Source organism: Haloarchaeobius marinus (genome assembly GCF_051207415.1).
Lineage (GTDB): Archaea > Halobacteriota > Halobacteria > Halobacteriales > Natrialbaceae > Haloarchaeobius.
Genome location: NZ_JBPKGD010000006.1, coordinates 103788 through 121587 on the forward strand (window position 1 = coordinate 103788; position 17800 = coordinate 121587).

The following is a 17800-nucleotide window of genomic DNA, read 5'->3' on the forward strand; positions in this document are numbered from 1 at the left end:
GATTTCACTCGGTTCCGCTCCAACTACCGCTTCGATTTCGCTACCGGTGAGTCGCCAACGCTCGTTCGGACCGGCAGACTCCAGTCGACTCACGACCTCGGTTTCGTGTACTCCGCCACTGCGACCACCCCGTCGTGATAGTTCTCAGACCGATGGTTCGATGTTCTGGTTGAGGTGGAATACGTTGTCGGGGTCGTACTCGGCCTTGATCTCGGCGAGCCGCCGGTAGGTGCGCTCGCCGTAGGCCTCGCGGACCCGCTGAGTGCCGTCGTCGACATCGAGGAAGTTCACGTAGACGCCCTCTCGATGGGGTTCGAGGGCCGCGAAGAACTCATGGGTCCACTCCGTGTCTGACTCGGCGAAGTCCTCGTCGGGCCGCCACACGCCGTTGATGTTGATATTGTGCGCCGCGTTTCGACCGGCGTAGGCAGTGGCGTCCTCGGGGACGCGACTCACCGCGCCACCGAGGTGGAACATCACCGCGTACGAGCGGGGTGACTCCGCGGCGAAGGCGTGGTCGACGAGAACGTCGATCAGATGGTCGGACAGTTCTGGCAGGTCGGTCGACTTCCAGTAGTAGTGCCAGCCGTGGGGGACGGTGCTGTCGAACCCGTTCTGGTGGGCTACGTAGGGCTTGTGGGAGACGAGGTCGAGAAGCGGCGTGCCGTACTCGCGCAGCGGCCGGACGACGCGTTCGCCCTCCTCGGTCGGGCCCGCGTAGCAGACAGCGACGGACACGGCGGGTCGCCAGTGGAGTTCCTCGGGAATGACCGGGTTGGGCGGGACGGTCCCGAACTTGACGACGGTGCCCAGCTCGTCGGGCGCATCCCGCACGAAGTCGCGGTAGAAGCGCAGCACGTCGGCGGTGTCGTCGGCCGCCCAGTACACGGGACCGGCGAGCACCGTGGGACCGACAGGGTGGAGAGCGAACTCGAAGGAGGTCACGATGCCGAAGTTTCCCCCACCGCCCCGCACCGCCCAGAATAGCTCCGGGTGCTCGTGTTCCGACGCTCGGATGAACTCGCCGTCGGCGGTCACCACATCAGCCGAGCGCAGATTGTCGACGGTGAGACCGTGCTTGCGCATCAGCCAACCGATGCCACCGCCGAGCGTGAGCCCGGCGACGCCGGTGTGGCTGACGATACCGCCCGTGGTCGCTAACCCGTGGGCCTGGGTTTCGTGGTCGACGTCACCCCAGAGAGCACCGCCCTGTACGCGGGCAGTGCGCGTATCGGGGTCGACCCACACGGCACGCATCTCCGAGAGGTCGATGACGAGCCCACCATCACAGACGGCGGTGCCAGCGACGTTGTGGCCGCCACCACGCACCGCGATCTCGAGGTCGTGCGTCCGTGCGAAGTGGACCGAACTCGCGACGTCAGCGGCACCGGCACACCGGGCGATCAGCCGTGGCCGCCGGTCGATCATGCCGTTCCAGACCGACCGGGCCTCGTCGTAGCCCTCGTCGTCGGGACGGAGCAGGGTGCCCAGAAGCGTGTTTCGGAAGTCTTCGACGGCTGTTTCGTCGATCTCTGTTGCTGTTTGTGTCATTATAACCACTATCTTGCGCGCTCATCTCGACACTTCGTCTCACTCGGTCCCTCACGGAGAGACCGTTCACTTCCGTACTAAGGGGCCCTATCACGATGGATGTTACCATTGGACAATGTCTACTGAACTCACTCTCTATTTTCAGCACACCACATCTATCAAGCTCTGAGGGTCTCCAAAGAAACATCTCCACTCAGGCCAAATGAGACACCTCTTCAGGACATTCGGTGTCGTCGAACTCACCGTGCTCGACCGGCCCCCGGTCATCGCTGGGGTCCGGACTCCACCAATCTACCTCGTAGAACCTACCTCGTAGGCACCTGGCGCGTCGAGAATCTTCATCCTCGCTGACCCGTCAGGCAAGTCACGACGATGTTTTCGTCGACTTGGAGATTCCAGGTCGTGTCGGTATAGAAGCAGGCAAGGACAGCGTCCTCGTAGCCACGATCCTCTTGCGATTCTTGGAATTCGACCTGTGTTGCAGTACTTGCAGAATCGCCCTCGAAGAGGATACGGGTGAACACCTCGTGCCCACAGACTGGACACCAGAGGAACTCTAACAGTGCTCCCTTGTGGCGGTTGATGGCGTCAAGACTCATCTATGAATCTGGCCCGTTTGACTCGGGCCACCCCTTCCTGCCACAGAAAAACGCCCTCGCTGTACGTTCTATGACCTCAGCGTTCAGCGCCATAGACTACCTTCGAGCGAGCTTCGTAGCCACAATCAGGGCAGTCGAACCATCGTTGTTTCTTTGCCCCATCTGCTGATTTCTCGCCGACTCATCAAACACGCGCTAGAACTCTACTCGGATGTCGAAGCCGCTCGCGAACAGATGACCGACGTGGCCGACCGCGCCATGGGCTAATGCTTCCGTTACGGTGGGTTTGATGTGCTATTGAGCCGACTCCGATCTTCCTCCTCGTATGCTGCTCGCCACATTGCATGGACAGCACGGGTCACGAGTGACACCTCGGTCACGTCGATACAGGACGGTTCGGCTGCCGTCGTGGCTGCGTCTGGTGGGGGATGAAAGTGGCTCTCGGGTGAGTGTGTATTTGGGTGGCGGTCGAATCGCCAGTTGACGTCCACGGCATCGACGTAATGAAACGAGTACATCCCTAGCTCGCTCCACTGGATATCGATTCGCGCAGCGTCGGCGGCTCCGAGTCCGTCACTGAGACTGATCTGCAGTTCCGTGGGTGCGACGATGTCGTCGTACGCAGTTGTGTCGACGATCGGTTCGAGTTCGAGCCAGAGGTCACGAATCCGCTGGAGCGCCGGGAGATAGATCGGCCCGAACTCACCGGCTCGGTCGTGGTCGCTCATACGGCGAGCTGGTGGCTGGCCTCGTCGTAGGCGAGTGCTGCTTGCGCGACCGCGAGATTCTGCCGAGTGGTTCGCCAAGCGGTGAGGTCGTCCCAGCCCTCTGTCTCGTCGGCATCGAGTTGCTGGGAGAGTTCCTCCGGCGACACCACGTCGTAGCGGTCTTCATAGCGCCGGATATCGGCTTTCATTTCCTTGATGCCGTCGAGCAACTCCGTCCGAGTCGCCTCGTCACGCAGCTCGCGGATTCGGGACATCAGAACCCGGTCGCTGTTGCGCCGATACAGCGTTGTTTGCCCGTCCTGTTCCGTTTCTGCGAACCCGGTGTTCACGAGCGCCTTGCAGTGTCGACGTGCCGTCGGCTCGCTCACGAGTGCCCGATCGGCGATCTCGGCTGCTGACTGCCCGTCGTGGGTTTGTTCGATGATTTCGTACACCCGCTCGAATGGCGTGGTGTCGTCTTTCCATTCCGCTTTGACGTGTTCGTTGACGTCATCCCACGTCTCGGTCATACTGGGTGCTATGCGCTCTATGAACAAATAATTTCTTGAGAAAATTATTCCTCCAAACAGTGCTTGCACAGGAGCAATGTCAGGCTACCTGCTCCTCCAACGTGTCTCGATGCGTCCGGGTGGTTGTTGCAGTGACGCTCGCCACCTCCACAACTTCCGCCTGCGTCAACCATCGTCCCTCTCCGCGACCCGCCTTGTACAGACGGGCAGCTGCGAATCCTGATGGTTTGACACCCGACGCGGCTCCTGACGAGTCTAACTGTTCATCTAACTTCCGAGCTCGCTGTCGGATGTCCGCTGGAATATCGAGGTCTGACGCGTCCGCGTCGATGAGGTCGTCGACCAAGGTGCGGGCCGTCGCGTCGTCGATGCCCGCAGTCGCGACGCTCGTGGTGTCGCGGTCCTGAGCGAGGAGTTCGGTATCGAACTGTTCGTGGCCGGCACTCGTGTCGTCGTGCGGATCGGAATCAACGTTGGGTACTCAGGCGGAGACCGAACGTCACGGTTCCAGTACAGTCAGTAGTGGACGTCGGCCGGGACGATCCACATCTCCCCCGGAGAGTCGATCACGCGATTCCGGTGTGGGTTCGGCCGGTGTAGTCGACAGAACCGTTCAATCCTAACCGAGCGACACCTGTCTGATAGCCGAACTAGCCTACCAGGAACACAGCCTCTGAGAGATGGTGTTTCCCAGCGGCCTCGAAGAGGGATCCGATATCTACTGAACGTTCTCGATGCTCGATCTCAGCCTTCGGTATCTCCTCCAATCTCTTCTACGCCATCGCCATTTACGACCTGGTCGATGTCCCTGTCCATGTCTGCATACCCATATGCTAACCCTGCTGCCCCGCCAACGATACTCGCCTGTCGAGGGTTCTCAAATACATCTGACCGGCGGGCGTGTCTTGCTGCTATCTGGTGGCCGTCCATCACCGACTCGATATCAACTTCTGCCAGCCACTTTGCATAGGCTTCATCGACATCGTCGTACTCCAGTTGGCTGAGGTACTCCACCGCACCCAACGCAGCACCGGTCCCATGGCCGCCAGCGCCTGGACTAGAACGAATCTGTGAGCCCCGAGTGTTAGCACTCATTGCCAATTGCAGGGGGTCGATTCTCGCTGCGACAGAGTCTGGGTTAGCACTTGCGTAGGCGCCAGTCGCTGCGCCGCCAGCCAGAAGCGCAGCGATTCCGAGTGGCGTAGAGACCGGCGCTGTTGCTGCGGCGGCACCAAATCCAAGAACAGCACTCAGAGAGTACTTTCCAACATCCTTCGGGTCTGCAGTTCGAGCCGTCCTGGATAGCCGTCGCCTGAGACCTCCCACTCCAACCGTCGGCCTGGTCAGCGAAGATGTAGATTCAGACTGCGATTTCCCATCCTGTGAGTTGTCGAAACCTGGCATTGTAGCCATTCTATCCGCTAACTCTTCGATGGAGTTTGCCTCGGCAACAGCCTGGTCGAAATACGTTATCTCCGACCGACCTTCGAATAATTCGGCGATAGCGTGCAGGACAGATTCTGCGTCTTCTGCTGACGCAATCTCAGCATCAATCTCGTTGAGGAATTTGACCGCATTAGATTCGTCAGAGTCTACCGTTTCGTTGAGATTGCGACCAATCTCAACGACTGCCTCGAACGTCTCTCGATCTGTGTCCAGTATGAATTCGTACTTGTATTCCTCCATATCATTGAGGATAAGTTTGCTCGTCCGCCAATTTGAAGACTTCTCCACATTCACGATATCGGCAAATTGAACGGCGATTGCCTGTGGCGCTTCCTTCCGTGGAAAGAGAGCAAGAACTCGGCAATCAGTGACGACGAGATGTCCCGAATCGAGGACTCCTGCAGATATCTTCCAAGATGACCCATCAACCGCTTCGATCTTGCACTTCTTGATACCGCAGATCGCCTCTGGCTGTTCGGTTGGCAGTACGTAGCTACCCAGGGGGCGCGGATAGGAATCGTGTCTTGAGCGAAGTTCGTCGAACGTGACGCTTTCGTGACCAGCCCCAAGCGCGTATTCGGAGAATCGCTCGCTCATGTTCTGGTCTACATCGTCCTGCCGAGACACCAACCGCGACGTGGCTGATGCATCACATCCCGGGCAGTACCGCGCCTGTGGAACCGCCTTTTCACACTCCTCGCACCGGTAGATGGACATAATTCGAAAAGTAATCCAGCATACTTGTAACTTCGCTTAATAGAAAATTGAGGAATCGGGACTATCGTTCGAGAGTGGTGCTTTTCGTTCCGTCTGCACCTCCCAAAGCAACCTCCGTAATTCAAATCGAACTCCGTACGATTCCCGAGGCTCTCGTTCGAGGTTGTGGCTGCGCGCGCAGCGACGTTCTCGTGAGCATCGCGAACGAGAACGTGTGAGACGAGCGGAGCGAGTCTCACCGAGCGAGCACGGAGCGGAGGGTGGGGAGGTGGCTGGTGGGTGGATGGCCCCACAATGAGACGCTCTGAAAGACCCGCCACCAGATCTGAACAGTCCCCCTGAGAGTCAGTAGTGGACGTCGGCCGGGACGATCCAGATCTCACCCGGGGAGTCGAGGACGCGGTCGAGGTGGGCGCGATTGCGAATCCCGTCGCCGTGTCCGTCGTAGAGGAACAGCGACGGCCCGCGGAACGCGCCGAGGTTGTAGCAGGCGTGACGAACCAGGTTCTTGTCGTGCATCACATCCTCGGTGGTGCAGTCGTCGATACTCTCTCGGACTTTCTCGAGGTTGCGCTCGAACTCCTCGACGGTCGCGTCCCACCCGCGTGCGAGGAGTCCCGCCCCCCGCGTGGAGTCGACACGCGCCGCCACGGGGAGGTTGCCCCACCGGGACCGCCCCGCGACCGACTTGCTGTCCATGTCGAACGTCACGTAGTAGTCGAACACGGCAGACTCCTGTGGCGTCGCGCCGACGAGTCGGTCGAACGTCGCCTTGCCCTCGGCGAGGGCGTCGTCTCTGGACTGTGCTTCGACGAGTGCGTAGATCAACTGGTGCATCTGACGAACCTCGCCGACGCAGCGAAGCACGACCTGCAGTGCATCGTGTCCTGCGCCGGCACTCGCTGCCGGCGCTCACAAACGAGGGAACACAGCGCGGTCAGTCGTCTTGCGCCACCTGCTCGCCCTCGCGGTCGAACTCCTGCGCTCCTAGACAGTACCGATAGAGAATCCCCCGGGAAGGCCTCAGTCATTACCAGCCCCGGACGCACCACAGTCGTGGTGGACCACAGCGCCAGTCGAGGGACGCCGAGCTGTCGAGAGCGTTCGGTGTCTGCACTCGAAGCCGAACAGAATCTGCTACTGGCCTGCAGAACTGGGATGGTCGACGAGGACGTCCACGCTCTCAGACGTCACTACGAGATGGATTCCCTGGACAGTGAATCGAACTTCGACCGCCTCACTCGACGAGGCGAGGAGTCGTTCGAGGGCCGCGACGTCGATGGAGTCGTACAACTGGTACTCGTCGCGGCCGAGTCCACACGCCTCCAGCGTCTCGACGATGTCGACGAGGAGGTCGGCAGCGGGGTCCGGTCCGTGTGCTGGTGAGCGTTGCATCGGAACGCTCTGTGCGTATGATTGCTGACGTTTTAAGCGTTGAGTAAACCACGGTTTCGTACAGCAACTATAGCTATCGTAGCGCGGTTGGGATAGCGTCGGCGCAACCAGAGACGAGTATGCGCTTCGACGCCGACTGGATGTCGCGTGCCGACGACCGTATCCTCGAATATCTCTCTGCAGACGGTCCGGACACGCCCAAAGGAATGGCCGACAGCGACCGCGTCCGCTTCTCCCGCCAGCACATCAACCAGCGATGCAAAACGCTCGTCGACTACGGTCTCGTCGTTCACCTGGGGAACGGTGTCTACGGCACCACTCACGAGGGCGAGCAGTACCTCGCTGGTGACCTCGACGCTCGAGGTCTGGAACGCCAGTGACTCGCGCTGGTATTCACCTCAAAAGCGCCCTCGAACAGGGGACCGAAGATTGATCAGTCATCCCTTGAAGCTGTCTCGACCGGGAGGTCGAACTCCTTCGCTCCACGACGGTAACACGGCCAACAGGGGACGCCTTCGGGGAGGTCGTCGCAGTCACAGTCCGACGAGTCGTCCGCCTCTGTTTCGACGGGGTCGGTCGGTGCAACGCCCCCGTCGGTCGCGACCGACTTCGCGAGCGCAGCCCCGAGAACAGGTCGTCGGATTGCAACCGCGACTCTGTGCTTGCAGGCACCCGCGAAGCGGTCGTCCGCGGGACAGGTACACGACGACGGGATGCCGTCGACGACGCGAACGAGGTACTCGTGGGCGGCTGGGTCGGCGTGACTGCAGTTCCGCACGCGGACGCCATCGTCAGCGAGTGCGAACTCGAACGCCTCGTACTCCGCTCGTTTGCGAACCCGGTCCGTGAACGTCAGTCGCGACAGTGGATGCCGCTGGTCGGTTGTGGAGATTCTGACTCACCTCACCCCTCAGGTGAGGATAAATTCTCAGTCCACGAGTTCGTCCAGCCTGTCGCGATGCGCGCGGACGGTCGCCGCTGACGTGTTGGCCGCCGCCGCGACCTCCTGTTGCGTGACCCAGTTCGCCGGCGCTCCCGCCTTGTAGAGGCAGGCCGCGGCGAACCCGGACGGCTGGACGCCGTTGGTCACGCCCGCCGCCTCGGCCTCCCGTGCGAGGTCGCGAGCACGCCGTCGAAAGTGGTCGGGCACGCCCAGGTCCGATGCGAGTCGCGGCACGAACTCGCTGGGCGTGACCGGCTTCGCGGGCAGCCCGAGTTCCACGTTCAGCACCCGGTAGGACCGTTCGATCCGCGACCGGGCGACCTTCGCTGGCCCAGCGACGTCATCCAGGGTGCGTGGAAGGCCGTTACACCGAGCCGTCGCGTACACACACGCCGCAGCCACGCCTTCGATGGACCGGCCAAGGAGCAGGTTCTCGGACTGGGCGCTCCGGAACAGCGCACAGCCCTGGTCGCGCATCGAGTCGGCGAACCCGAGCGCACCCGTGATGCGGCGCACCTCAGTGAACCCGTGCATCAGGTTGCGCTCGGCCTTCGACCCACACCGCCCGCGGGAGTGCTCACGCCGGATGCGACTGAGCTGGCGACGCTTCCGCGTCGAGATATTGGTCCCGTTAGCGTCCCGCCCGTACCCGATCTCCGTCGAGAGCCCACGGTCGTGTCTGGCTGCCGTCAACGGTGCGCCCGTTCGCTTGCGCTCCGCCCGGTCGTGCGACCGCCACTCCGGCCCGCGGTCGAGTCGGTCCTCGTCGACGATGAGCCCGCAGGCTGTACAGACGGACTCACCACCGTTGCGCGTGATTCGGCCGTCGCATTCGGGGCAGGTGTTCGTGCGCCGGTCGACCGGGACGTCTTCGTCGAACGTCGTCGGATAGATGTCACTGATTGGCATCTGTCTCAGAGTGCTCCGAGGCGCTCGCCGGCTCGACGAACCCCTCACCCCACAGGGGGTCGATAAATGCCTGAAGTGAGGGACGGGGAGCTCACAGGGTAGCGAAGGACAACGGCTCGCAGAAGTCGAGAAGCGATGTTGAATCCCTCGCTACCGAATCTGGCGATGGAACCGAGCGACCTCACCTGTCTCCGCGACGTCTTCCCCTCGAGAAAGAACCCGCTCGAACGTCGTGCCGATGGAATAGAACTGGGGGCTTCACACGCCGTCCGATTGCCCGTTCTACAGACGCCGGATGTCCTGGGCAGGGGTGGCAGTGCACGTTATCTGCTGAATCGGCGTTTGGAGGATTGACCACGAGAAAACCCACCGTCGAGGACGCTCATCACAGCCAGAATTGCTGTTTCTTGGTCCTATCGGTTCACAATCCCACTACTGTTCCCACAGGCAACCGTAGCTATTGAAAAGGGCCGACTCAGGAAGAAGAGAGTTTCTGGCTGCTCAGTGCGACGACGAGCATCACGACGATTAGCACGACCGATAGAGCATTGATCGTCGGCGTCAAGCCCGTCCGGAGCATGGTGTAGATGACGACCGGGACGGTGCTGGTACCGGGGGAGATCAGGAACTGCGTCGCGGTGAACTCCCCGAACGAGACGACGAATGCGATGAACGAGCCAGCGAGGATGGCCGGCGAGATAATCGGTCCAGTAACGTAGCGGAACGTCGTCACGGGGTCGGCACCGAGGACGCGCGAGGCGCGTTCGAGGTCCTGGTCGAACGTCACCAGCTCGGAGCGTACCAGGAGAAATACGTACGGGAGCGAAAGCACGGTGTGACCGACGACGAGCGCCGGGAACCCCGAGGGGAGTTCGATGGTGCTGAAGTAACGAACCAGTGCGATCCCTGTGATTACCGGAGAGATGATCATCGGAAGCAGCATGATCGTCGAAATCTGCTCCTTGTATGGGAACTCCCCCCGAACGAAACCGATTGCAGCGATCGTTCCGATGATCGCCGAGAGTACCGCCGATGCCGTTGCGACGACCAAACTCACCATCAGTGCGTCGATGAGTTGCTGGTCGGCCAGAAGCTGGCCGTACCACTTCAGAGAGAACCCGTCCTGGGGAATCGCAGGGAAATTTTGAGTCGTGAACGACGTCAAGATGACGATGAGGACGGGCAACAACAGGAAGGCGAACACGACTGTGATGAGCGTCCGGAGCGTGACCCACTCCAGCCGTTCTGCCGTACTCGAGCTCATATGTTCCCGAGCACCTCCTGGATGTCGAACAGAGTATTGAACACCAGCAGGAAGCCGACGAGCAACACCGTGTAGACGATCGCGAGCGCCGATGCGAACTGGATGTTGAAGTTCCCGAGGAACGCCTGCGCGATGACGTTCGCGATCATCGTCTGCTTTGGACCACCCAGCACTGCCGGGCCGAGAAAGGACCCTGCTGCGAGGATGAATACGATCAGGCCTGCCGCGACCAACCCGGGCAGGCTCATCGGAAAGATGATCTTCGCGATAGTTCGCCACTTCCCGGCACCGAGTACGTGTGATGCGTCGATCAGTTCCTCGTCGATGGCGTTCAACGAGTTGTAGATGGGAAGCACGGCGAATGGCAGGTAGACGTTCGCCAGACCGATGATGACTGCGGGAGTGGTGAATAGCAATCCAGTCTCGATTCCAGTAAGGCCTGCCAGTGGGCCGGCCGGTGACAGGAACAACAGGATGCCGAAGTATCGAACGATGTACGCGATCCACAGCGGGACGATGATGAGCGTCAGCGCGATGCGGACGCGTTCGGTGCTGAAGGCGAGGAAGTACGACAGCAGGTACGCGAGCCCGAGCGTGACGGCGGTCGTGACGACCCCGTAGAGGAACGACCGGACGAACGCGTCCACGTAGATTCCGTCCATAGCGCGCCGGTAGGACTCGAGCGGTGTCGACGATTCCAGGTTCAGGCTCTCCGGAATCAGTAACAGTATCGGGACGATGAAGAACAGACCGACGAACCCGATACCGAACAGCGCCAGGTGACGATTGGAGATCCGTCCTTCGAGACCGTCGCCCACGGTGTGCATGATGCGATTCAAACCACCCCACTCGGCGCTCATAGGACGATCACCCGCTCAGGCTGGAACCGGAGATAGACGTCGTCACCGACAGCGATGTCCGGGAAGCGCGTTGTGTGGGCGAGCGCCGTCGTCGCTCCTTCGAGTTGGACCGACACCTCCGCACGGTTGCCGAGGTTCGCGATATCGGTGACGGTCCCGAGGAACTCGTTCTCTGCCCCGGTCGCCTCAGGAGCGACTTCGATATCCTCCGGGCGGACGTACAGCGAGATCGATTGGCCCTCGTCGAGGTCAGGTGTCGACAGCGTAATTTCGGTATCGTCGCCGTCGTAGACGACGGTTCGACCATCTTCGTGGGTGACAGTGCCGTCGAACTGTGTGGATTTTCCAACGAACTCCGCCACGAACGGGTTGGCCGGAGCCTCGTAGATGTGCTCGGGGCTGGCGATCTGCTGGGCCCGACCGTCGTCGAGGACGACGACTCTGTCCGACATCGAGAGTGCGTCCTCCTGGTCGTGGGTGACGTAGAGAGTTGTCACACCGACCTCACGCTGGATGCGGTTGAGCCAGCTGCGCATCTCCTCACGGAGAACGCGGTCCAGTCCCGTCAGTGGCTCGTCGAGTAACAGGATGTCGGGTTCGTAGGCGAGCGCTCGGGCCAGGGCGACACGCTGTTGCTGGCCCCCTGAAAGTTCGCCCGGCTTGTGGTCGCCGTGGTCGGGTATGTCGACCAGTTGGAGTGATTCCTCGACGCGGTCCTCGATGTCGCCCGAAGAGTAGCCGTGCATCTTCAACCCGTAGGCGATGTTCTCTCGGACGGTCATGTGGGGGAAGAGCGCCGTGGACTGGAACGCCATCCCGATGTTCCGCTTCTCGGGTGGCAGCTCTGTCACGTCCTCCCCACGGAGGAAGATTCGACCGTCGGTCGGCTCGACCAGTCCGGCGATGGCGTGCAACGTGGTCGACTTCCCACAGCCGGACGGACCGAGCAAGGTCACTAACTCCCCTTCTTCGACGTGAAAAGAGAAGTCCTCGACGGCACAGAGGTCTCCATAGTACTTCGTGAAATTCTCGACTTCGAGCATTTGAGTTACGACTGTTTGATTTGATCGAGCCGCTGCGTCCAGGCCTCCTGCTTGGGCAGCACTGTGTTCCAGTCCCGGAATGCCAGGTCTTCAGCTGGCGCGTAGTCTGGCAGCTGCGTCATGTTCTCTGGCGGGTTCTTGACCTGGACTGTGTAGTTCATCTCGTCAGAGAGGGTCAGGAGGTTCTCGCGTTTGTAGGTGTGGTTCAGCAACTCGTGTGCCTTCTCCCGACTCTCCGACCCTTTGACCACCGCGAGGTTGTCGGCCCACCCCATCGCACCTTCATTCGGGATGACGTACTTTATATTATCGTACCCCTCGTTCTGGAGTGCGAGCACACGACCGCCCCAGGCTTCACAGATCCAGGCGTTCTCTTGACGGAGGTATTGAATCGAGGTCGCACCGTCACCCCAGTACGAGAAGACGTTCTGGTCTTCCTCTTGGGCTCGATTGAACATCTCGTCCGTCTTGGCTTCGTCCCCGGGGACGTCGTTGATGTTGAGTCCCACTGCTGCTGCACTGTTCGAGAGACGGTCGATGGTACGGTCGATGAGGGACACTTTCCCCTCGTACGCAGGGTCGAGGATGGCGTCCCAGGAATTCAGCTCGGCATCGATCTTGTCCGTATTGTACGCGTAGCCGGTTGCGCCGTTCTCACGGATGAGGCCCATCGTATCGTCGCCGTTCATGTTGAACGAGAGGGTGCGGGCGCTCTCCTTGATGTTCTTCTCGTAGTTCGGGACCTTCGAGAGGTCGATCGGCTCGATGACGTCCTCCTGCTGTGCGCGGGCCATACCAGTGTCGTTGAGCGCGACGAGGTCGAACGACCCTGGGTTCTGCTTTATCAGCGAGATCATCTCCGTCGTCCCACCTGCCGACGTGCCCTCCACTGCCGTTTCTGAATCCCAGCTGTCGAAGACGGACATCTGCGACTCCTGCGTGTTGCCTCCGAAGCCGAGGAACCGGAGTTTACCGCCCGAACTGCCGCCACCGAAGACCGACGTACAGCCCGCTACCGTAGTCAGTGCCCCTGCACTCGCTGCTGCCAGCACGTCCCGTCGTTTGCGCATGTCCTTGTTTGACATTGCCGTGCGTGTCTACAGCACAATGTTACAATAATCTTTCGTAGAAAACGGACCAATATTTGGGAAAATTCTTGATTTCGAACCGAGAATTAGGTTCTGGCATAAGTTTATATGGCTGACTGGATTGGGTCTACATAGAGGCTTGATTATGACTACCACAGACACAGCGGCGGAGAACCCCACCCGTTATGAGCGGGATGGGGCCGTCGCGCGCGTCCGCCTGAACAGACCGGACAGCCTCAACGCAGTGACCCCCGCGTTGTACGAAGGAATCCGCGACGGTCTCGACCGGGCAGCCGAAGAAGACGCGCGCGTCGTCGTCCTCGAAGGGGAAGGACGAGCCTTCTGCGTAGGTGCGGATATGCAGAAACACGACGAGACGGAACGGACCCAGAAGGAACGTCGGGAGTACGTCTGGCAAGCACAGGAGGCTGCCGAGGCTGTCCAGACGCATCCGCAACCGGTGATCGCGAAGGTCCAGGGCTACGCTATCGGGGCCGGAGCGGAACTGGCGCTCAGTGCTGACTTCGTACTCATGGCAGAGGAGGCCGAGATACGGTTTCCAGAAGTCTCCATCGGGACGTACGTAGGCGGTGGCGTCAGTTACACGCTCGCCGCGCGTGTCGGGCAAGCTCGCGCGAAGGAACTCGTCCTCTCGGCGGCCTCGCTGACCGGCGAGGAGGCGGCTGCCGAGGGAGTCGTGACGACCGCCCACCCTGAACCAGAACTCGACGACTCTGTCGACGAGTTAGCCGCCGACCTCGCAGGGAACGCACCGATTCCGATGACGTTCGCCAAGGAACAGTTCGGACGCGTACGACGTGCCTCGCGTAAAGATATGCTGACTGCCGAGGCCGAAGCGCTGCTCGCCTGTATGGCGACCGAGGACTGGCAGGAAGGTGTCGATGCGTTCGCCGAAGACCGTGAGCCATCGTTCGAGGGAATCTAACCGTGTCGGGACAGTCCTCCGAAATCGACCGCATCATGGACCCCGACTCGGTAGCGATCGTCGGTGCTTCGACGGACGAAACGAAACGTGGTCATCAAGCTATCAAGGCTCTCCAAGAGGGGGGCTACGGAGGCGAAATCTATCCAGTCAATCCCTCGGCCGATTCGATCCGCGGCCTGGAGGTGTATCCGACCGTGTCTGCGATTCCGGACCGGGTCGACCTCGCTCTCGTCGTCACTCCCGCAAAAATCGTGCCCCAGATCATCGAAGACTGTGGAGACACAGATATTGCTGGCGCCGTGGTCGTCGCTGTCGGGTTCGGCGAAGCCGGCGAAGATGGTGAACAACTCGAAGACGACATCGTGAGCCTCGCACGAGAACACGGCGTCAGGCTCATCGGACCGAACACGTCGGGGATGATCAACGTCCATCAGGGGCTGAATCTCGTCGGCGCCGATACGGTCCCCGAAGGAAACCTCGCACTGCTCTGCCAGAGCGGGAACATGGCGATCTCACTGTTCACCGAGGCCGCCACCCGGGAGGGCGTCGGCTTCAGTCATTACGTCGGCGTCGGCAACGAGGCCGACCTGCAGTTCCACGAGTACCTGTCCTTCTTCGACGCCGACCCCAAAACCGACGCGGTCGTCTGTTACGTAGAGGGAATGAGCGACGGGCGGGCGTTCCTCGAACGAGCCCGTGACGTGACGGACGACACACCCATCGTCGTTTTGAAGAGCGGACGGTCAGACGCGGGGAAACGTTCGGCGTCGTCTCATACGGGCTCTCTCGCTGGTGATGCTGCGGTGACCGACGCTGTCCTCGAACAGGCGGGTGTGGTCAGTGTCGACCGATCGGACGAGCTGTTGTCGGTCGCGAGTTCGCTCTCGTCGTTGCCCACCGCCGATGGAAGGGACGTCGCTATCCTCGCAGATGGTGGGGGGCACGCGACACTGGCCGCAGACGCCCTCTCGAAGCGTGGGCTTTCGCTCCCACGACTCACCGACGAAACACAGGAGCGACTGCAGGACGTTCTTCCGGACGCGGCCAGCGTCGTCAACCCCGTGGACGTTGCGGGCGGAACCGACGAGGACCAATCCGTGTTCGTCGACTGTGCGAAAGCTATCATCGCAGACCCGAACGTGGACGCGGTCATGTTGTCGGGCCTGTTCGGTGGGTACGGCATCCGTTTTTCCGAACAGTATACCGAGGTGGAGATCGAGGCAGCAGGAGAACTCGCAGACCTGGCAACTGCGCACGGCAAGCCGCTCGTCGTTCAGAGTGCCTACGAGGGCTTCGACACGAAACCCCACACTGTCCTCCGTGAGCACGGAATCCCGGTCGTCGAATCGATCGACGTTGCGACCGCGAGCCTGGACGCGCTGGCCACCTACGGCAGCCGCATTGCGGCCATCGACCAGAGCAGCGACTTCAGGCTCACGAGTTCGACCGACGCAGCCGAGACGGTCACGGAATCGCTCGCCAGCGACCGGACACAGCTCTCGGAATTCGAGTCCAAACTCGCGCTGTCCGAGGCCGACTTCCCGGTGGTCCCATTCGAACTCGCGACCAGCCCAGCCGAGGCACAGGAGGTTGCAGAGGGCTTCGAGGGACCGGTCGCGATGAAGGTCGTCTCCCCGGACATCGTCCACAAATCGGACGCGGGTGGCGTCGCCCTGGAGGTTCCAGTGGAAGAAGTCAGGAGCGTCTACGACGACCTGATCGCGACAGCCACCGAGTACAAACCAGCTGCCCAGGTAGACGGCGTGCTCGTCTCACCGATGGCCGAACCTGGCGTCGAACTCATCGTAGGCGTGGTCGACGACCAGCAGTTCGGTCCCGTGGTCATGTGCGGTCTCGGTGGCGTGTTCGTGGAGGTCCTCGAAGACGTGGGGTTCCGGGCACTGCCACTCACGGAGGCAGACGCTCGTGCACTCCTCGACGACATCGACGCCCAGGAGATGCTCACTGGTGCACGCGGGAATCCACCGGTCGACCGGGACGAAGTCGTGAACCTGCTCCTCGCCATCTCTTCGTTCGTCGAGGCCAACCCCTCAGTGTCTGAACTGGATCTGAACCCCGTGTTCGCCACCGAGGACGGCGTCGAGATCGTCGATGCTGCGATCACGCTCGACAACGACGATACCGAGAGAACCGACGGTGAAGCCCCACTCTCTGAAAGAAACACAGATGATTGAAATCGACGCACCATTACAGGTCGACCGAGCCGAACCACACGTCGCCCGTGTCACCTACGACCGTCCGGAGGCGATGAACGCATACAACGAACCGCTCTTGCGCGGGACAGTCGAGGCCTTCGAACGACTGGACGAACGGGACGACGTCCGTGTGATAATCCTCACCGGCACGAGCGACGCGTTTTGTGCCGGCGTGGACCTGAAAGACATGCCGTTGACCCCGGAGATGGACTTCGCGGAGTACGAGACGGGACTCGGACTGTTCCAGAACGTGGTCAAGACGATTCGCGGCATCCAAACTCCTGTCGTCGCGGCAGTCAACGGCTATGCCCTTGGAGCCGGATGTGATACGGCACTGGCCTGTGACTTCCGCGTCGTCAGCGACGAAGCCGTCATGGGCGAGACGTTCATCGACGTCGGGTTCGTTCCCGGAGACGGCGGAGCGTTCCTTCTGCCCCGACTGGTCGGCGAGGCACGTGCGAAGGAGCTTATCTTCACTGGCCGGAAACTCGCCGGCGAGGAGATAGTCGAGTGGGGACTCGCACGCGAGCAGGTCCCCGCCGACGAGCTTCTCGACGCCACCGTCGAATTCGCCTCTCGACTGGCCGACCGACCACCCATCGCTGTTGCCCAGAGCAAACGCCTCGTCAACGAAAGTTTCCAGGTCGACCTCGACCGAGCACTCGACGCCGCAACGCGTGCCCAACGAATCTGCTCGCAGACCCACGACCACGAGGAAGCAGTCGCAGCGTTTCGCGAGGACCGTAAACCGGAGTTCGAAGGTCGATGAAGCGATTCACCACCAACGTCGTCCAGTTCGATAGCACGCTCGGCCCAGCCGACGACGGGACGCTCGACCGGATGACGGATGCGATTGCGGACGCCGATGCGGACCTTGTCGTGTTCCCAGAACTCGCCACGACTGGGTATCACGTCTTCGAGAACCTCGAGGAAGTAGCCGAACCCCTGCCCGGACTGACGACGGACGTTCTGGGTGAAGCGGCAGCAAACAGCGATTCCGAAGTGCTGTTTGGAATGCCCGTTCAGGACGGCGATGACATCTACAACGCTGCGGTCTGGCTCGACAGTTCCGGCGAGATTCGAGCCAGCTACAACAAGCGCCACCTGTGGGGTGACGAGGCCGACGTCTTCTCTGTCGGTGACGCGTACGCGGCAGTAGAAGCACCGTTCGGTCGAATCGGAGTCCAGATCTGTTACGACCTGAACTTCCCAGCGGCGAGTCTCTCGCTCGCACGGCAAGAGTGCGACGTAGTGATCAACATCTCTGCCTGGACGGTCAAGATGGAACGAGACTGGCACACCCTGTTGCCGGCCCGTGCAGTTGAACAGGGGGCCTACGTCATCGGTTGCAACCGCGCTGGCAAGGAAGCAGGAGACTCGTTCTGTGGACACAGTACGGTCATCGAACCCGACGGCACGACAGTCGTGGAGATGGGCGACGCCCCCGGTCAGGTCAGCGCTACGCTCGACCCCGGTGTGGTCGCTGCCGAACACGCGAGAAACCCGATGCGCGTGGACCGCCCAGAAGACGACGCCGACGCAAGACTCGAGTGATTGTGAACCGCCTCGTGGTCGAGTGGTTCGAG

The 17800-nt window shown here is 61.1% G+C and carries 17 protein-coding genes and 4 pseudogenes; 5 read left to right on the forward strand and 16 right to left on the reverse strand.

From position 1 onward, the window contains the following. Positions 1-144: 144 nt before the first annotated feature. The 10 genes and pseudogenes from ACSC1W_RS18705 to ACSC1W_RS18750 form a co-directional block, all read right to left on the reverse strand. The gene (locus ACSC1W_RS18705; RefSeq protein ID WP_435349209.1) at positions 145-1551 is read right to left on the reverse strand and encodes an FAD-binding oxidoreductase; all 1407 of its coding nucleotides are present in this window, start codon (positions 1549-1551) and stop codon (positions 145-147) included. Positions 1552-1744: 193 nt separating this feature from the next. Continuing rightward, positions 1745-2150: pseudogene (locus ACSC1W_RS18710) on the reverse strand (DUF7567 family protein). A gap of 76 nt (positions 2151-2226) precedes the next feature. Continuing rightward, positions 2227-2331 (reverse strand): annotated as a pseudogene (locus ACSC1W_RS18715) (DUF7568 family protein); the annotation flags it as partial. 94 nt (positions 2332-2425) lie between these two features. Further along, positions 2426-2878, reverse strand: coding sequence for a toxin-antitoxin system TumE family protein (locus ACSC1W_RS18720; protein WP_435349210.1), 453 nt, complete (start codon positions 2876-2878; stop codon positions 2426-2428). Further along, positions 2875-3387, reverse strand: coding sequence for a winged helix-turn-helix domain-containing protein (locus tag ACSC1W_RS18725; protein WP_435349211.1), 513 nt, complete (start codon positions 3385-3387; stop codon positions 2875-2877). Before ACSC1W_RS18725 ends, ACSC1W_RS18720 begins: the two co-directional genes overlap by 4 nt. A gap of 79 nt (positions 3388-3466) precedes the next feature. Continuing rightward, positions 3467-3844, reverse strand: a pseudogene (locus ACSC1W_RS20945) (DUF8069 family protein); the annotation flags it as partial. A gap of 130 nt (positions 3845-3974) precedes the next feature. Continuing rightward, positions 3975-4076, reverse strand: a pseudogene (locus tag ACSC1W_RS18735) (IS6 family transposase); the annotation flags it as partial. 55 nt (positions 4077-4131) lie between these two features. After that, positions 4132-5430 (reverse strand): hypothetical protein, encoded by a 1299-nt coding sequence (locus tag ACSC1W_RS18740; protein WP_435349212.1) that lies wholly within the window; start codon positions 5428-5430, stop codon positions 4132-4134. Between the two features lie 465 nt (positions 5431-5895). After that, positions 5896-6387: a DUF7995 family protein gene (locus tag ACSC1W_RS18745; RefSeq protein WP_435349213.1), complete on the reverse strand. Its 492-nt coding sequence runs from the start codon at positions 6385-6387 to the stop codon at positions 5896-5898. A 300-nt stretch (positions 6388-6687) separates the two neighbouring features. Then, positions 6688-6945: a HalOD1 output domain-containing protein gene (locus tag ACSC1W_RS18750; protein ID WP_435349214.1), complete on the reverse strand. Its 258-nt coding sequence runs from the start codon at positions 6943-6945 to the stop codon at positions 6688-6690. A gap of 119 nt (positions 6946-7064) precedes the next feature. Here ACSC1W_RS18750 and ACSC1W_RS18755 point away from each other — a divergent pair, with 119 nt between their 5' ends. Continuing rightward, entirely contained in the window at positions 7065-7325 is a 261-nt protein-coding gene (locus tag ACSC1W_RS18755) for a MarR family transcriptional regulator (RefSeq protein ID WP_435349215.1), read from the forward strand. Between the two features lie 53 nt (positions 7326-7378). Here the strand turns inward: ACSC1W_RS18755 and ACSC1W_RS18760 are convergent, their stop codons facing one another. The 6 genes from ACSC1W_RS18760 to ACSC1W_RS18785 form a co-directional block, all read right to left on the reverse strand. Further along, positions 7379-7723 carry an SWIM zinc finger family protein gene (locus ACSC1W_RS18760; RefSeq protein WP_435349216.1) on the reverse strand — a complete coding sequence of 115 codons (345 nt, stop codon included), beginning with the start codon at positions 7721-7723 and terminating at the stop codon, positions 7379-7381. Between the two features lie 150 nt (positions 7724-7873). Further along, positions 7874-8797, reverse strand: a complete 924-nt coding sequence (locus ACSC1W_RS18765) for a transcription initiation factor IIB (RefSeq protein ID WP_435349217.1) — start codon at positions 8795-8797, stop codon at positions 7874-7876. Positions 8798-9272: 475 nt separating this feature from the next. Then, positions 9273-9983: an ABC transporter permease gene (locus tag ACSC1W_RS18770; protein WP_435349218.1), complete on the reverse strand. Its 711-nt coding sequence runs from the start codon at positions 9981-9983 to the stop codon at positions 9273-9275. A 74-nt stretch (positions 9984-10057) separates the two neighbouring features. Then, the gene (locus ACSC1W_RS18775) at positions 10058-10921 is read right to left on the reverse strand and encodes an ABC transporter permease (RefSeq protein WP_435349219.1); all 864 of its coding nucleotides are present in this window, start codon (positions 10919-10921) and stop codon (positions 10058-10060) included. Further along, on the reverse strand, positions 10918-11964 hold the full coding sequence (locus ACSC1W_RS18780) for an ABC transporter ATP-binding protein (RefSeq protein ID WP_435349220.1): 1047 nt from the start codon (positions 11962-11964) through the stop codon (positions 10918-10920). Before ACSC1W_RS18780 ends, ACSC1W_RS18775 begins: the two co-directional genes overlap by 4 nt. Before the next feature lie 5 nt (positions 11965-11969). Then, positions 11970-13049 carry an ABC transporter substrate-binding protein gene (locus ACSC1W_RS18785; protein ID WP_435349221.1) on the reverse strand — a complete coding sequence of 360 codons (1080 nt, stop codon included), beginning with the start codon at positions 13047-13049 and terminating at the stop codon, positions 11970-11972. A 148-nt stretch (positions 13050-13197) separates the two neighbouring features. Between ACSC1W_RS18785 and ACSC1W_RS18790 the strand changes: the two genes are divergently transcribed. From ACSC1W_RS18790 to ACSC1W_RS18805, 4 genes are read left to right on the forward strand one after another with little or no spacing between them, the layout of a single operon-like run. Further along, entirely contained in the window at positions 13198-13998 is an 801-nt protein-coding gene (locus tag ACSC1W_RS18790; protein ID WP_435349222.1) for an enoyl-CoA hydratase/isomerase family protein, read from the forward strand. A gap of 35 nt (positions 13999-14033) precedes the next feature. Beyond that, positions 14034-16193: an acetate--CoA ligase family protein gene (locus tag ACSC1W_RS18795; RefSeq protein ID WP_435349287.1), complete on the forward strand. Its 2160-nt coding sequence runs from the start codon at positions 14034-14036 to the stop codon at positions 16191-16193. Further along, positions 16186-16983, forward strand: coding sequence for an enoyl-CoA hydratase/isomerase family protein (locus ACSC1W_RS18800; protein ID WP_435349223.1), 798 nt, complete (start codon positions 16186-16188; stop codon positions 16981-16983). The genes ACSC1W_RS18795 and ACSC1W_RS18800 overlap by 8 nt, the downstream gene beginning before the upstream one ends. After that, positions 16980-17768, forward strand: coding sequence for a carbon-nitrogen hydrolase family protein (locus tag ACSC1W_RS18805; RefSeq protein WP_435349224.1), 789 nt, complete (start codon positions 16980-16982; stop codon positions 17766-17768). Before ACSC1W_RS18800 ends, ACSC1W_RS18805 begins: the two co-directional genes overlap by 4 nt. Positions 17769-17800: the final 32 nt, after the last annotated feature.

What these genes read in the sequence shown, in the direction of transcription:
- ACSC1W_RS18720 (WP_435349210.1), bottom strand. Translation starts at nt 2,878, where the DNA reads ATGAGCGACCACGACCGAGCCGGTGAGTTCGGGCCGATCTATCTCCCG.
- ACSC1W_RS18705 (WP_435349209.1), bottom strand. Translation starts at nt 1,551, where the DNA reads ATGACACAAACAGCAACAGAGATCGACGAAACAGCCGTCGAAGACTTC.
- ACSC1W_RS18805 (WP_435349224.1), top strand. Translation starts at nt 16,980, where the DNA reads ATGAAGCGATTCACCACCAACGTCGTCCAGTTCGATAGCACGCTCGGC.
- ACSC1W_RS18765 (WP_435349217.1), bottom strand. Translation starts at nt 8,797, where the DNA reads ATGCCAATCAGTGACATCTATCCGACGACGTTCGACGAAGACGTCCCG.
- ACSC1W_RS18725 (WP_435349211.1), bottom strand. Translation starts at nt 3,387, where the DNA reads ATGACCGAGACGTGGGATGACGTCAACGAACACGTCAAAGCGGAATGG.
- ACSC1W_RS18790 (WP_435349222.1), top strand. Translation starts at nt 13,198, where the DNA reads ATGACTACCACAGACACAGCGGCGGAGAACCCCACCCGTTATGAGCGG.
- ACSC1W_RS18750 (WP_435349214.1), bottom strand. Translation starts at nt 6,945, where the DNA reads ATGCAACGCTCACCAGCACACGGACCGGACCCCGCTGCCGACCTCCTC.
- ACSC1W_RS18795 (WP_435349287.1), top strand. Translation starts at nt 14,034, where the DNA reads ATGGACCCCGACTCGGTAGCGATCGTCGGTGCTTCGACGGACGAAACG.
- ACSC1W_RS18785 (WP_435349221.1), bottom strand. Translation starts at nt 13,049, where the DNA reads ATGTCAAACAAGGACATGCGCAAACGACGGGACGTGCTGGCAGCAGCG.
- ACSC1W_RS18755 (WP_435349215.1), top strand. Translation starts at nt 7,065, where the DNA reads ATGCGCTTCGACGCCGACTGGATGTCGCGTGCCGACGACCGTATCCTC.
- ACSC1W_RS18740 (WP_435349212.1), bottom strand. Translation starts at nt 5,430, where the DNA reads ATGAGCGAGCGATTCTCCGAATACGCGCTTGGGGCTGGTCACGAAAGC.
- ACSC1W_RS18800 (WP_435349223.1), top strand. Translation starts at nt 16,186, where the DNA reads ATGATTGAAATCGACGCACCATTACAGGTCGACCGAGCCGAACCACAC.
- ACSC1W_RS18780 (WP_435349220.1), bottom strand. Translation starts at nt 11,964, where the DNA reads ATGCTCGAAGTCGAGAATTTCACGAAGTACTATGGAGACCTCTGTGCC.
- ACSC1W_RS18775 (WP_435349219.1), bottom strand. Translation starts at nt 10,921, where the DNA reads ATGAGCGCCGAGTGGGGTGGTTTGAATCGCATCATGCACACCGTGGGC.
- ACSC1W_RS18745 (WP_435349213.1), bottom strand. Translation starts at nt 6,387, where the DNA reads ATGCACCAGTTGATCTACGCACTCGTCGAAGCACAGTCCAGAGACGAC.